Here is a 14,319-nt window from a genome sequence, read left to right on the forward strand (position 1 = left end):
CATAATGAAAAAATGGTTCGTTTCCGCTATCAGCTTAAGCCTTACCGCCGCGCTTGCGGTCGGCTGCACGTCAAGTACGCCGCCAGCCGCGAGCACGGGATCCGACGGCAAACCCGCCCCCGCTCCACAGGGCAAAACCACATTTTCCATCTCCATCCGTTCCGGCAATGTCGGGTATGCCGAAAACAGCCCGGACATCAACCAAGATAAATGGGTGAAAAAGATGGAGGAGCTGTCCAATACCGACTTGGATATCCGTATTTTGCCGGCCAAAGATTTTGACCAAAAAATGATTCAGCTTATGGCTACGGGCGACATCCCCGATGTCGTGCAGGTTGGCGACGGATTAAATAACCTACAGCTGGCCGGATCGGTACAAGCCGGCGTGTTTCTGCCGCTCAACGATCTGCTCGAAAAATACGGGCAAAATCTGCTGAAAAAAATACCGAAAGAAGCTTGGGCGCGCGAAACCGATGCGAGCGGCAAGATCTACGCTATCCCCGAATGGCTGTCCAATCCGTCGCGGCGGGCTACATGGATCCGTGCCGACCTGCTGGAAAAAACCGGACTTCCCGAGCCGAAGACGGTCGACGATTATTTAAACGTCATGCGTGCGTTTAAAAAGCTTGGCGTTGAAAACCCTTACATGGGCCGTGAGGACTTCGTTTATTCGGACGTATTTTTTGGCGCATACGGCATTTACAGCCAGTTTTTCATGAAGCAAGGCGACCAGATCGTGCCCCAGTTTTTTAACGTTGAAGGGATGCAGAAGGCGATCCAAACCTACAAAACGATGGTCGACGAAGGCCTGATCGGCAAAGAATTCGTTACGACCAACCCGACAAAATTCAGAACCGATATCGTGGCGGGCAAAGCGGGGATCTGGAACATGAACGCCAACCTGCTGATGCAGTGGGACCAGCAGCTCCGGGATTCGGTGCCTACCGGCAAGATGAAGCTGATCCCCTCCCCGGTCGGACCCGACGGCAAAGGCGGCAACCGGCTGTACGGCAGCGTCACCCGTGCTTATTTTATTAATAAAAATACAAAGGACCCTGCCGGGATCATTAAGTTTTTTGATTGGATGGTCGGCGATGAAGCGGAGAAGTTTTTCACATTTGGCGTCAAAGGCGAAAACTACACCGAGGACAACGGCAAGATCAATTACAAAATGCCGGCCAATGCGAAAGAATCGGACGAAGAGACCTTCCGGCAAATCCTGCTCTGGTTCGTGCAGGATACGACTTACAACAAAGGTGTGCTGAATCTGACTCCGGAGGGGCAAAACTTAATTAAGACTTACGATACGATGCTGGCGAAGGAAGGCATTGACGGCATCCAATTCGACCCGCAGCTGCCAAGTCTGGTGAAAATCCCGGACATCGCGCCTACCTTCGACAAGTTCCCGCCGGTGCTGCTGACTCATATTTTTAAAATGGTGTACGGCAAGGAACCGATCTCCGATTACCCGAAAGTGCTAGAGGAATGGAAGCAAAAGGGCGGCGATCAAGTCATTAAAGAAGCAACGGAGAGATACAACAAAAAAGACGGTGTCATTATGCCGCGGAAATAACATTGTCTGCGTAACAAACGAATAAGCCCTTGGCATTTCTCCGTAGGAGAGAAGCTAAGGGCTTATTATTTATTGCGGGCATGTGCTATGTTTCCATTTTCAATGTGCGGGCGACGTTCAACGTAAATTGCTCTACAGCTTTGTGCAAGCTGCGGTAGTACGAGCGAGTCGGCAGTCCCAGCCGCTCCGCCACCGCTTCGTGTGTTCCAATCCGTCTAATGTAAGCATGCCGTACGATGTCGGCATACAGGTTTTCGGAGGCGCCACCTTCCTCCAACTGCCGCAATGCCTGCTCGAAAAGCAAACGAATTCCGCCGGCCATACCAACCGGCTCCGGTTTAAGCGCTGCTGCCTCTCCTCCGTCCCGCTTCAGCAAAGGTTCTGCGGCACTAAGCAGCTCCGCGGATTTCTCCAGTCTGCCGTACTGCTGCAGCAGCTGCTTTACGAGCCGCTCAAGCCGCTCCAATGGAAGGACCACAGTCCCCACAGATTCCGCCGCAGCCTCCAATGGCGGTCCGGTGGGATCACAATCAAGCGCCTTGCCGCTCCATACGGACGTATCTTCCCATGCACTATCCGCCCGCAACCGGTATGCTTCATATGTTTCCGGTTTCCGCTTGCGCAGATCATATTCCGCCCAATACCTTACCGTGTCGTCCAACCGCCAGCCGCCTCCGAACTTTACGACAAACGGCATACGGCAAAATGCATGGAAATGCGCGTCATCCAGCGTACGGCCAACTATCCGCTCGACTGTCTGTTGATCGAATTTCCACAGCATGCAGGCTGCATCCAACATCGTTTGATACGGCTCCTCCCTCATGCCGGTCAAAACTGATTTCATCAAAATGCCGATCGTATCGCTCAGCCACCACTCGTCGGAAACGTTCTGCGGCCCTCCCGCAAATCCCCCGGCAGCGCAAGCAAGGGAAAGCGCCAGCGGGATGCCACCCGCTATTTTTTTAATCCGCAGGCGCAAGCCCGGGTCCAAGCAGCCTCTGGCTGCCATATATTCGTCCGCCGCCCGCCTCGAAAGCGGCTGCAAATGGATCGAATGTATCGCGCTGCTCCATCCCGAGCGACCCCAGGCATCCCCAAGCGGGAACCGCCCGGCCATGACAACCCGAATCGAAGACGATAAACTCGGCAAAAGCCGCTGCCGCAGCCAGTCTTCGATTGAAGCGGATTCCTCCAGTGTGTCCATCAGCAGAATAAGCGGAGACTTCCGCTCGGCTTGGCGATTAAGCCGGTTGATGATATCCGCCAGCCGCTCTTGCTCATCCTTTTCGCCCTCTCCTGAGTTCTCTTGACCGCCAAGACAACAATCTATATGCGTCAGTAACGACGCCGGATTCAGGGAATTGCGACTTCCGTCCAAATGAATGAAGGTGCGGTCGCTGTTTCTCCGCATGAACATTTTCAGCAAAGCAGATTTTCCGATGCCGCCAAGTCCATGTATATACACGAGCCGCCACGATTCGTCCCGCGCCGCAAGCCAATTCTCCAGCTCGTTTAACTCTGCCTGACGGCCTACAAACAACCTGCTTTCCTCGGCTTCCAGAACCTCCTTTATCGTCCTCACCCGCATATCACTTCCATTCCCCTCCATATTTCTTTCATTATAATTGAACGTTAGCAAGTTTGGCAGTGTTTTGGCATTGAGGGTGGCAGTGAAACTACTTTATTTTTAATGAAAGCTGCGCCTTTAAGCGGCATGTAGCCCAATTGAAAAAGACATGGAAAGGGAGATTCCGAATGGTTCGAAAAGTATCCTTGCTCCTCTCCGTTTTGCTCGCAGCGGCATGGTTTATGGCACTTGCATCTGCAGGTGCAGCCGCCAAACCTGTCGTTTGGGGAGCCGTGCAGAAAGCGACCTACAATAATTTAAAATACGGCGCGCTCATCATTAACAGTCCGTTAAGTGACGGAGGATTCTCATTGGCATCCGGCAGTGTCGTCAAAAAAACCGATGATGCCGATTTCGTGCTGACCACGTTTAACGAGTTCGGAGCACGCGGTGTAGCTATCGTCGACGAAGAGTTAAGCGACACGACCAAGACGGTACCGTCTCTCACCCGAGACCATGCCAAGATGGAGGCCGGCACCGTTTACTTCATCATGACGCATGACGGCGGTTATGCCAAAATCCGGCTGGACCGCGTCACCTCCTCCTTGGTGACCTTCTCTTATGTGACGGAGAAGGCGGAATCTACCGCGCCGCAGCCGAACCCGCAAAACACGCAGCTGGCGACCGACAGCAAACCGTCTAAACCCGCTGACAGCTCGCCGTCCGTCAAATCCGCCGATACGCCGCCCGCCAAGCAGCCGGACGGAGGACCGGTTCCGGCCAAGCCGAATGCCGATAATACCAACGGTGATAAACCGGCAGCCAATACGCCGCCGCCCAAATCGGCTCAGGTCGGACCTCTCAAGTTCCCGATTCAGTGGGGCGAGACGAGAAAAGCGAGTTACAGCGGCCTGAAGTACGGAGCTCTCACGATCAACAATCCGTTAAGCGACGGAGGTTTTTCTATATTTTCCGGTAAAACCGTCAGCAACACCGCTGAAGCCGATTTTGTCATTACAACCTTTACCGAAATGGGCGGCCGATTCGTTTCCAAAGTGAATGAAAGCTTGCCCGAGCCCACCAAGTCGATCACCATTCAGAAACCTGATCATCAGAAAGCGGAACAAGGCAGCGTGTATATCGTCAAGTTGAGCAACGGACAATATGCCAAGCTGCAACTGGATCGCCTGACGAACAATGCCGTTTCGATTTCTTACGTTTTGCAAGAAAATAATCGCGCCCGAACTGCCTCAACCGTGCTGCTGCAAGCGGGCAGCAACACTGCCGCCATTAACGATCAGAACATAACGCTTGATAATAAAGCCGAGTTGATCGAAGACGAGATGTGGGTGCCGCTGAGATTTTTCACCAAAGTGCTCGGAGTGGAGTTGCTTTGGGATCCTACCGAGCAGATTCCCTATTTAAAAAGTGGCGATAATCTGCTTGCGATGACACTCGACGATAGCATGCGCGCTTCGGTCGATACAACGTTTAAACATATGGATAAACCGGATGCTGTGCTGGCTTTGCGGCTCATGGTGCCGCTTAAACGGATAGCCGAATCTTTTGGCTTTCAGGTCGAAATCGACGGTGAGAACGGCTCCGCCTCAGTAGTTGGTCTAATGGAGACAACTGAGCCACAAACCGACATCGCCGCTGCTGACGAGATAGCTCCTTTTATCGATAAGCCAATCAAGCTGCGGATCGCCGGGGCGGTCTTGTGGGATCGCGAGCGTATCGGCAGCGGCGGAACCATTGCTCATGAGAGCGGCGTGCTTTCCCCTGGAGCGGCAACGGCATCGGTGTTGAGCATCCGCGCGGACGGCACATACAGCTGGACCAACAATGTGATGGATGGCGCCGATTTAGCCGGAACTTGGGAAGCCAGCCATTATTCCGAATACCCCATCGTTCTGCATCACGGCGAATCGGGTAAAGACTGGTATCTTGGAGCAAGCGGCCAAGGAACCTGGGGCGGCGGAGACGTTATTCTCTGGGACCGCTCTGCGCTTTCGTATAATGGCGATTTCGAATAAGCCGGAGTAGAAAAAGCTGCTTCCATGGCCCCCAACGGAGCTGTGAGGCAGCTTTTTTCTTCAGTCGCGAACGCGTCTTTGCGGAAAAGGATGTTTGACTGCGGCGGCGAATAATATGAGAAAGAAACTTACCACGCGGAGTTGGATGCGCAGTGAATGAGATGATCCTAAGTTGGTTGCAGGCAGGCCGCATCGCTGAAGCGGTCATGCGGCTGGAAAACGAAATATTGCAGGGCCGCGAAGTCGACGGCGCCATATTGCGGATGTTAACTCCCTCTCATCTGCAAAGCTCCCCCCTGCTGTTAAAAGCCCGCGGGCAATGCGAATATAAGCTCGGTAACCTCAATGAGGCGGGACGGCACATGGCATCGGCGGTGAAACTGCTCGCGCGCCAATCTTTTCGAAAGCCCCTTCTATCCGCGATGGCGGTATGGGCCGATATTTTGCTGAGGACCGGGGAATTGAATTCTGCGGAAACGCTGATTCAATTCCTGCTTAATGAGTACACCTCAACCTCCGAACCGGATGTGGAAGGCGACGTGCCATATGTGATAAGCAGAGGCTCACGGCTGCTAAACGACTCCGTTGATGCCACGAAGCTGCTGCTTGAGGCGTTCCGCCTGTTTGCCAGAGATAACCGGCAGGAGCAAGCAGATGTGGCACTTGAGCTGCTATTGATGGAGCATATCAATCCCGCTCTGGAAGTATCGCTGCACATTCATTTGCAAAAGCTGGTATCCTTGGATACACGATATGCCGGGTATCTGCACTTCGCCGAAGCGATTGGACTTATGAAAGAAGGCCAGTGGAAGGCCGCTGCCGATATGCTCCACACTGTACCGCAGAAGTTGCATTCATACTACTGGATGGCCGTAGCCGAGCTCCGGCTTGTGCAGGCTCAATTGCGTGCGCAAGGCGCTGCGGCCGCTGAGCAAATTGGCGTTGCGTTATGCCGAATTGAGCAAACCTGCGCGGCAGACTGGGAGCTTCACTATGCGATCAAGCTTGTTAAATATGAAGCTTATCTAGCAGCAGGCAACTCGGAAGAGGTGGATCGTGTTTTACGCGAAGCGGAAGCGATTGCAGACATGTTAAAGCTGCATCACCCTTCTGCCAAGGAGCGAACCGGCATGCTTCAACCTGCGGACTTTCCGGATCACCCCCGCCTCAATCAAGCCGGTGCTGCAGCTGCAGATGAAATCAGACCCGCCGCCGCACGATGGAAAGTTCACTTCTTTGGCGGTCTTAAAATCACTTCTCAAGGTACGGAACTAACCGGCATTGGGTGGAAACGGAAAAAAGCCAAAGAGCTGTTCATCTATTTACTTCTTCAGCCAAACTACTCGGCAAACAAAGAGGAAGCCGCCGAGCAGTTATTTCAGCAGCGTGATCCGGACCGGACCTTTAAGCATCTGTATGTCATTGTCCACCAGCTTCGAAAAGCGCTGCAAGCCACCATACTGACGGAAGACGGCGTGATTATCAAAGACGAGCAAATCCGGTTAAACGAGTCGGTCATCGAGTTTGTCGATGTAGAACAATACATCAGTCTGCTGAAGATTGCCGATCAATTGTGGATGCAGGAACGCGCTCTTGCCCTGGAATTTTACACGAAAGCTTATGCCCAATACGACAAGCTGCTGCCCGAATACCCTTATCTCGATTGGGTGGAGAAACAGCGGGAGTTTCTTCTCGGCAAACAGCTTTATGTCTTACAAAGACTCGGCAGCACAGCCGAACAACAGAAGGAGCATGAACAAGCCGAGCTGTATTACCGGGAATGGCTTGAGCTCGCCCCATATCATGAGGAAGCTTATCAAGCTATGATCAGACTGCTGATCGCCACCGGAAGGGACCATGAGGCGGAACGCTGCTACAATCAATTGGCGGTAATGTGCCGTGAACAGTTGAATGCCAGGCCTACAGAGGAAACAAGGCGTCTCCTTTTCCGGTAAATCTGCAGCTATCGTATTGTAAACCGTCTGTAAGCAAGATTTCGTATGATGATATAAAGCAAATGCTGCCATGAACCAAGGGCAGGCCACTGAAAAAATAGCTTAAGTGAGCGAAATCATGCTGAAGAAGCGCCAGCGTTCGCTTTTTCAGTGGCCATGGGCAGCTTGGAGGATGATGTGACGTGACCGTATGTATTCCATATGAAAAGCATTGGACATTGGACAGTGTCATTGGAGAGGAAAAGGTACTGTTAGATGAGCTCGCTGTTATTTTAATGAAGCTGGACCCCGCGTCCGCTCGTTCCAATGACATCTTGTCCGCCGTTGCGGAAGCTTGTCTGAATGCATTCGAACACGGAAACCGTCTCATCCCAACCCTGCCGGTTCAGGTCTATATGGTGGTTGACGATGGCAGCTATTGCTTCCGCATTTTCGACGAGGGATCGGGTTTTACTCCCATTCTTTCATCGATAGACCGGACTGACACACAGCAAAAAGAAGCAAGAGGCTGGGGGCTGCTCATAATGCGGAATTTAGCGGACCGCTGCGAATGCGGAAGAAACGATGACCATTTTTATGTGGAACTGCAATTTAGACGTTCGGAGTGATGCACATGGAGGAGACATTTTTCGCAAATGTTCGAGAGACAGGTCAAACCGTTATCATAGACATGTCGGGAGATTTATCCAAGAGCGCTCATGAGCCGCTGCTCGGACTATTCAACTGGGAAACGAAAAAAGAAGATACGTGCTGCATTATCCTGAATTTTTCGCAGGTCAATTATATTAACAGCCTGGGCATCGCTTTGCTTATTCGGCTAACCCGCAAAACGGAGCGGGCCGGCTATCAAACATTCGCTTACGGCATATCGCCTCATTATCACAAGCTGTTTCTGATGGTGGGGTTGGCGGAACATATGATGATTTACCCGGATGAATATTCGATTATGCAGCGTATTGAAACTTTAAACTCACTATAATGACAGGGCTCTGGCGATATCTCGTCAAGGCCCTGTTTTTTTGTAAGTTTTTTGTAATGGCCTATTGTTAGTGGCCTGTAAGCCGCGCCGTGTAAAATACGATTCGAATTCAACTGAAATTGTTTATTTTATCGATCTTGTGAAAGCGAGGTGACCGCAAGCTCAACCACAGGTTCCAGCTTCAGTCGAACTAACGTATACGAGGAGGAATTATGAAATTTTACAGTAAACGCAATCTGCTCGGCCGGTGCATCATCGTCATGCTGATTTTAAGTCTCGCGTTTTCTTCGCTTGGCATTGTGTCTGCGGAAGACGGCTCCAAGGACATCAAAGGACATTGGGCCGAGCGGCAGTTACAATCGTGGATAACGAAAGGTTTTATTCAAGGTTATGCGGACGGGAGCATACGGCCCGATACTTCTGTGACCAGAGCCGAATGGATGACGCTTGCGAATCGTGCATTTGGACTTAGCGAGAAGGCCGCTGTTACCGCTTCGGATGTCAACCCGCAAAGCTGGGAGTACGAACAAGCTGCCATTGCCATAAAAGCCGGGTATGTGAGCGGGTACGAGGACGGCACCTTAAGACTTGGAAACGATGTCACCCGACAAGAGACGGCCGCCATGATCGTCAAATTGCTACAACTGGATCAAGGCCAGTTGTCCGCACTGGATCGTTTTCGCGATAAAGCCGATCTTCCTGAATGGAGCAAGGGTCCATTAGCAGCTGTTGTCAGCAAAGGGATTTTGGACGGTTATGAAAACGGAACGCTGGGCTTCAACCGGAGTGTAACCCGAGCCGAAGCCGTTGTCATCCTGGACCGCGCTTTACAAGGAGGCTCAAAAACGGCATTTCATCAAGCCGGCACCTTCGGGCCCGCGGCAGGCAACGAGACCATAACCGGAGATGTGCTGATTAACGCATCGGGCGTTACACTGCGGAACGTAACCATTTCCGGAAGCCTGACACTCGGCGAAGCTATCGGCGAAGGCGACGTCACGCTGCAAAATGTCACTGTAAAAGGCGATACATACGTTTACGGCGGCGGCAGCAACTCCATTCACCTGAAGGACAGCGTTCTGGTGACCATCTTGGTCAATAAGAAGACCGGTGAAGTGCGAATTGTTGCGGAGGGGAAAACTTCCGTGAAACAGGTGGATGTACGTACCGGTGCTATCTTCGACGGCTCGAATGCAACGGGTAGCGGCTTTTCCAATGTGCGGTTGCAGGAACAGCTTCCGGCAAATTCGAAAGTCACGCTGCTCGGCCAGTTTGAAAGTCTTGATATTTCGGCCCAAAGCATTATAGTCGACATACCGAGCGGCTCCGTCAACAACGTCACGGTATCCGAACAAGGCGGCAACTCATCGATCCGGCTGGGCAAGGACAGCAAAATTGTCGAACTTGTATTAAATGCCGTCACGAAAGTTTTGGGGGAAGGGAAAGTCGACAAAGCGACATTGGGGAAAGGCGCTGAAAACTCCACGTTCCAAACTGCTCCCGCTTCGTTCAGTTCCTCGGGCAGCTCCGGCTCAGGCGGCGGAGGTGGTGGTGGAGGCTACTCGCCATATATAGAATTCATCGCGGCTCCGACGGCTACTCCTGTATCAGGTCAGGTGACCGTTGGCACCGCCGTCTATTTAAGTACAACAACGGCAAATGCCGCGATTCACTATACACTGGACGGCAGCTCGCCAACAGTTGCTAGCTCCGTTTACTCGAGCCCGATTATCGTCAACTCGAATATGACCGTTAAAGCGATTGCCGCCAAAAACGGACGAACCAGCGAGACGTCGGTGTTTACCTATACGGTTCCTGCCGTTCCTGATACTGAACCGCCGGCTTCAGTCACCGGGCTTGTTTACCGTGATGTCACGTGGTCTTCGTTAACCTTGGCTTGGAATCCCGCCAGCGATAACGTGGGCACTGTCGGTTACGCCGTTTACCAGAATGGCGCTAAAATCGCAACCGTTACCGATACGGTGTATCAAGTGACCGGACTCGCTCCTTCCACTCCGTATTTGTTTGGAGTCAGCGCATATGACGCTGCAGGCAATTCCAGTGGTTTAACTACGGTAAGCGCCACAACATATGCTTATTCACCGGCGTTATTCACCGTATCGACAACCGCGTTCAGCGGGGGCGGAGCCATTCCTGTCCAATATGCATACGACGGAGAGGGCTGGATTGGCGCCGCTAACACAAGCATCCCGGTTAGTTGGACCAATCCGCCGCCCGATACCCGGTCATTTGTCGTCATTGTATACGACCCGGATGCTTCGGACTTCCTGCATTGGACGGCCATTAATATTCCCGCTTCGGTCACTTCACTGGCTGAAGGCGCATCGAGAACCGCCATGCCGTCAGGCAGCGTTGAGTTGGGCAGTCATCTCGACGGCAAAGCCGGATACGGCGGGCCCTTTCCGCCGGCGGGTGCGCCGCATCATTACCACGTAGCGGTGTACGCTTTAAATACGGATCACCTTGAAGGGTTCACCGAGATACCGGGCTACCCTCTTATGGACAGCTACAGCGGATTAATTAGCAAGATGAACGGAAAAATCTTGGCAAGCGCCGAAACAGTCGGAACCTTCCAGTTCCAAAGCAACCTGATTCCTGCACTCGCGGTGAAAGAAGTCACCGCAAAGGACAACACCAGCGCTCGCGTTTCGTTTAATACAACACCGTCTGCTGCGCCAGTGGCCGGAGATTTTACCTTCGACAACGGCCTTACCGTCACAGCGGTTGCTATCGACTATACGTTATACCCGTTCAAGCATTTCACCATCACGACCAGCAGTCAGACGCAGGGACAAAATTATCATTTGAGTTATAAAGGTGCACCAAGCGGGCTGACTTTGGTTGGGGCAGGGAACTAGGAGATAGAGATAAGGGCAGGCGAAAGGTCATTTCGCACTGCCCTTTTTTCTGTATGAGCTTAACCGTTCATTCTAATGACAAGCAAAGTCATATCGTCTCTTTGCGCCCGCTCTTGTGAGAAAAGCTTGACCTGTTCCAAAATTCGGTTTTTCACTTGATCTGCAGTATGATCGCAGGTGGCTAATTCGTCCAGCACAAGCTTGAGCCGTTCAAATCCGAACAATTGCCTTTCCGCATTTTCGACCTCGACGATTCCGTCGGTGTAAAGGACAAACGTGTCATGCCGGCTTATCGGCATGGAAACGACATAAGGCTCCAAATCCTCATCCAAGCCAATGGGAAACGATGAAGAAGGGACAAATTCCACCTGATCTTTTTTCATGATTAAGGGCGATACATGCCCTGCACTGGCATAGGTTATCGTCTCGGACTCAAGATCGACCATCGCGATTCCCAGCGTAACCAACATATCCATGGAATGCTCTTTGTAGAGCGCCCGGTTCAACTGCTTGAGCATCTCCGGCAGGTTTTGCCGCCGCTGCGCCTCCGAGCGGATTAGTCCCACGATATTGGACATGATTAATGCGGCTGGCAGTCCTTTATCCGTCACGTCGCCCACTATAAAAAGAACGGTGTGCTTGTCTACTACGATAATATCGTAAAAATCCCCAGCGACTTCTTTGGCCGCGGCCAAGAAAGCCACCGCTTCCACCCCTTCAGGCAGCTGCGGACCTACCGGCAGCATCTGCTGCTGTATTTTTCCTGCGAGCTTCAGCTCCTCGTCTTTTTCATTGTAGTAGGCCTCCAACTTTTCAAGCAGCTGCTGTTTTTCGACTTCCCGAGGTTCTTGGTCCCCTAGCCAATGCACAAGCAGCAAGCTGATCAGCAATATAATTAAAGCGGCCATAAACGTCATCTGGTAATTCCCAAGCGATAACGGCACAATCACGTCACGGAGCGAAAGGCCTGTTCTGATAGAAAGGATGTACACCGCCAGTCCCGCGCCAATAAACAGAAACGGACGCTTACGGTCAGCCCATATCGACAAAGCATAAAGCACGAACACATCCAGAAATGCAAAACCGATTTGAAGGAGTCCACTGCCGAGAAGAGCCGCTTGAAAAGAAGTGGAAAATGCAAAAACGGCGTACCCGAGTCCCAGAAAAGCCAGCCCGTATACCACTGATTTGAACCCCCGACGGTCAACAAACCAGCCGACCAGAGGCATGACCATGATGTAGGTCATTTTTTCAAAATAATTATGAATGCCAGGGAATTCCGCCAGAAAGGGATTAACTACCTGATACATAATGCCGCCCAGCAAAAAAACGATGAAAATAAACAAGAAAAGCGGCATCGGATTGCTGCGTTTTCGAAAACTGGCGGCAAGCGGCTCAGGTTGGAGCCGAACCTTCCAAAACCGAGAAAGCGCAACCATTGCAAGCCCCAGCATGCCAAAAACAGCCAACATACCAGTCTGTGGGCCAACACCTGAAACGTTATATACAAAATGGAGTCCGCCCACGAGAACACCGTTGATGCCAAAGGCAAGTCCGATCTGATGCCGCGGAATCAATTGCCGGATGAGAAATATCCAGACCAAAGAAGGCAAGGATGCCACCAGTCCGATTAGCGCAAACAAAATGTTCCAATAAGATGCGGCAAGCCACCATAAACTGATGGTAAGCACTAAACAACCGATCGCAATAGCATACGTCAAAGAAATACACCATTTCCATCCCGGCTGCCATTTATGCAGTACAATACCCCAGACAAGAAAAGAGAGCGCATAACAATTCAAAAATGAAGTCGCAGCCTGTACAGGATCCGCTCCCTTGACGGCTGCCAGCTGAAACAACAGCGGACCAAACAAAGGCAGCGTAAGTACGTATCCTTGAAATCCTGCCATAAATAACAGCACCGGAATAGCCGCGCGCATGAATATGCCTCCCCTGTTCGTCTCTGGTACTTTAATGTGGAATTATTTAGTCAAATCAACCAATTGTATTATAGCACAGCCAGTGCTCCCAAGAACCTGCTTGATTAAATAACGAAACTATTATATTGTCACAACTAGAGTAAACTATAGGCAGAATTGAGGTTATACGGGAATGCGCGTCATATTTTGGTTAGGCTGTGCATGTTATTTACTGATTGGACTCGCTCATGTTGTGGTAGGCAGTGTGCTGGAAGAGATGATGACTTATTATGGACGCAGTTACAGCGACGGAGGCCAACTGGTGTTTAATCAATTTGCCGGATTCCTCGTTGGCGTGCTGCTCACTCCCACCATTACCCGCAGAATCGGCAGGCGGGAAACGCTTATTATCGCCTTGCTGGCTCTGACAATAGGCGAGCTGGTATATTGCTTTCTGCCCCCTTGGGGATGGATGCTGGCTACAGCCCCGGTCGCAGGCCTCGGGTTTGGCGTCATCGAAGCCGTGATCGGCGCCATTATTATTGAGTTTGTCCAAGATAACACGGCCGTTGCCATGAGCCGACTGGAAGTATTCTTTGGAGTCGGGGCGCTACTGATTCCGCTTATCTCGGGCGTATTGATTTTGTATGGCGTGTGGAATTTGTCCTTTCTCACTGTGGCCGTTTTATCGGCGGTCATCGGGGCGTTGTGGATCTTCATGCCGGTTGGCAAACACCGCGGCACGCTCTCCCGCAACCCGGACGCGGCATTGCCCTCCAAGTCGGCACCTGTGAAACGCCTTGACGGTATAGGGATTTCCTTTTTAACCCTGATGGTTATTTTCTTTATGGTCTATGTCGGGGCGGAGATGAGCTTTGTTAATTTCGCTCCATCGATGCTGATCGAAAATACAGGGGCCTCTTCCGCCGAGGCGGCTATCAGCAACACCTTTTTTTGGACGGCGATGGCCGTCGGACGTCTTTTTGCCGGAGTCCTTGCTCAGCGTGTCGGTTATGCCAAGTATTTATTATACAGCTGCGGGTTCTCTCTGGTTATGGTCGCCGTGTTCTCCTTGACCAACACGCTGTGGAGCAGCATCGGGGTTATCGTCCTGCTGGGATTGGGCATGGCCGGCATCTTCTCCATCGCTTTAGTAGCCGCCAATTTGCTCATGCCGGGTAGAACGGAACGCACAACCAGCTTGCTTGTTGCTGCAGGGGGCATTGGCGGCGCCGTTGTGCCACGCGTGATTGGTTGGCTGATGGATGCGTTTGGTACAGCAGGCGCGCAATGGCTGCTCATCTCGATTATGCTGGTGATGCTGCTGATTATGATTGCTTCGGCTTTGCTGGGCAAGAAGGTCGCTGTGATCTCAGGGCAAGCTTAAGCCAACAAGCCTTATCCAAATCGG

9 protein-coding genes are annotated in these 14,319 nt (G+C 51.9%); 7 read left to right on the forward strand and 2 right to left on the reverse strand.

From position 1 onward, the window contains the following. The first annotated feature begins 4 nt into the window (after positions 1-4). Positions 5-1,573, forward strand: coding sequence for an extracellular solute-binding protein (locus EYB31_RS28245; RefSeq protein WP_131016825.1), 1,569 nt, complete (start codon positions 5-7; stop codon positions 1,571-1,573). Positions 1,574-1,658: 85 nt separating this feature from the next. Here EYB31_RS28245 and EYB31_RS28250 read toward each other — a convergent pair whose 3' ends face one another. After that, positions 1,659-3,155: an AAA family ATPase gene (locus tag EYB31_RS28250; protein WP_165452659.1), complete on the reverse strand. Its 1,497-nt coding sequence runs from the start codon at positions 3,153-3,155 to the stop codon at positions 1,659-1,661. Positions 3,156-3,328: 173 nt separating this feature from the next. Here EYB31_RS28250 and EYB31_RS28255 point away from each other — a divergent pair, with 173 nt between their 5' ends. From EYB31_RS28255 to EYB31_RS28275, 5 genes are all read left to right on the forward strand, one after another. Continuing rightward, positions 3,329-5,176: a stalk domain-containing protein gene (locus EYB31_RS28255; RefSeq protein WP_131016827.1), complete on the forward strand. Its 1,848-nt coding sequence runs from the start codon at positions 3,329-3,331 to the stop codon at positions 5,174-5,176. Positions 5,177-5,337: 161 nt separating this feature from the next. Beyond that, a complete protein-coding gene (locus EYB31_RS28260) occupies positions 5,338-7,131 on the forward strand; it encodes an AfsR/SARP family transcriptional regulator (RefSeq protein WP_240762961.1) in 1,794 nt (597 codons plus the stop codon). Between the two features lie 182 nt (positions 7,132-7,313). Beyond that, positions 7,314-7,739, forward strand: coding sequence for an ATP-binding protein (locus tag EYB31_RS28265; RefSeq protein ID WP_131016829.1), 426 nt, complete (start codon positions 7,314-7,316; stop codon positions 7,737-7,739). Between the two features lie 5 nt (positions 7,740-7,744). Next, positions 7,745-8,110 (forward strand): STAS domain-containing protein, encoded by a 366-nt coding sequence (locus EYB31_RS28270; RefSeq protein ID WP_131016830.1) that lies wholly within the window; start codon positions 7,745-7,747, stop codon positions 8,108-8,110. A 212-nt stretch (positions 8,111-8,322) separates the two neighbouring features. After that, positions 8,323-10,989: a YbhB/YbcL family Raf kinase inhibitor-like protein gene (locus tag EYB31_RS28275; protein WP_131016831.1), complete on the forward strand. Its 2,667-nt coding sequence runs from the start codon at positions 8,323-8,325 to the stop codon at positions 10,987-10,989. A gap of 59 nt (positions 10,990-11,048) precedes the next feature. On the opposite strand, the gene EYB31_RS28280 is transcribed toward EYB31_RS28275, so the two are convergent. Beyond that, a complete protein-coding gene (locus tag EYB31_RS28280) occupies positions 11,049-12,929 on the reverse strand; it encodes a SpoIIE family protein phosphatase (protein ID WP_131016832.1) in 1,881 nt (626 codons plus the stop codon). A 172-nt stretch (positions 12,930-13,101) separates the two neighbouring features. Between EYB31_RS28280 and EYB31_RS28285 the strand changes: the two genes are divergently transcribed. After that, positions 13,102-14,295: an MFS transporter gene (locus EYB31_RS28285; RefSeq protein WP_131016833.1), complete on the forward strand. Its 1,194-nt coding sequence runs from the start codon at positions 13,102-13,104 to the stop codon at positions 14,293-14,295. Positions 14,296-14,319 lie beyond the last annotated feature (24 nt).

The sequence above is a fragment of the Paenibacillus thalictri genome (assembly GCF_004307995.1).
GTDB lineage: Bacteria > Bacillota > Bacilli > Paenibacillales > NBRC-103111 > Paenibacillus_AF > Paenibacillus_AF thalictri.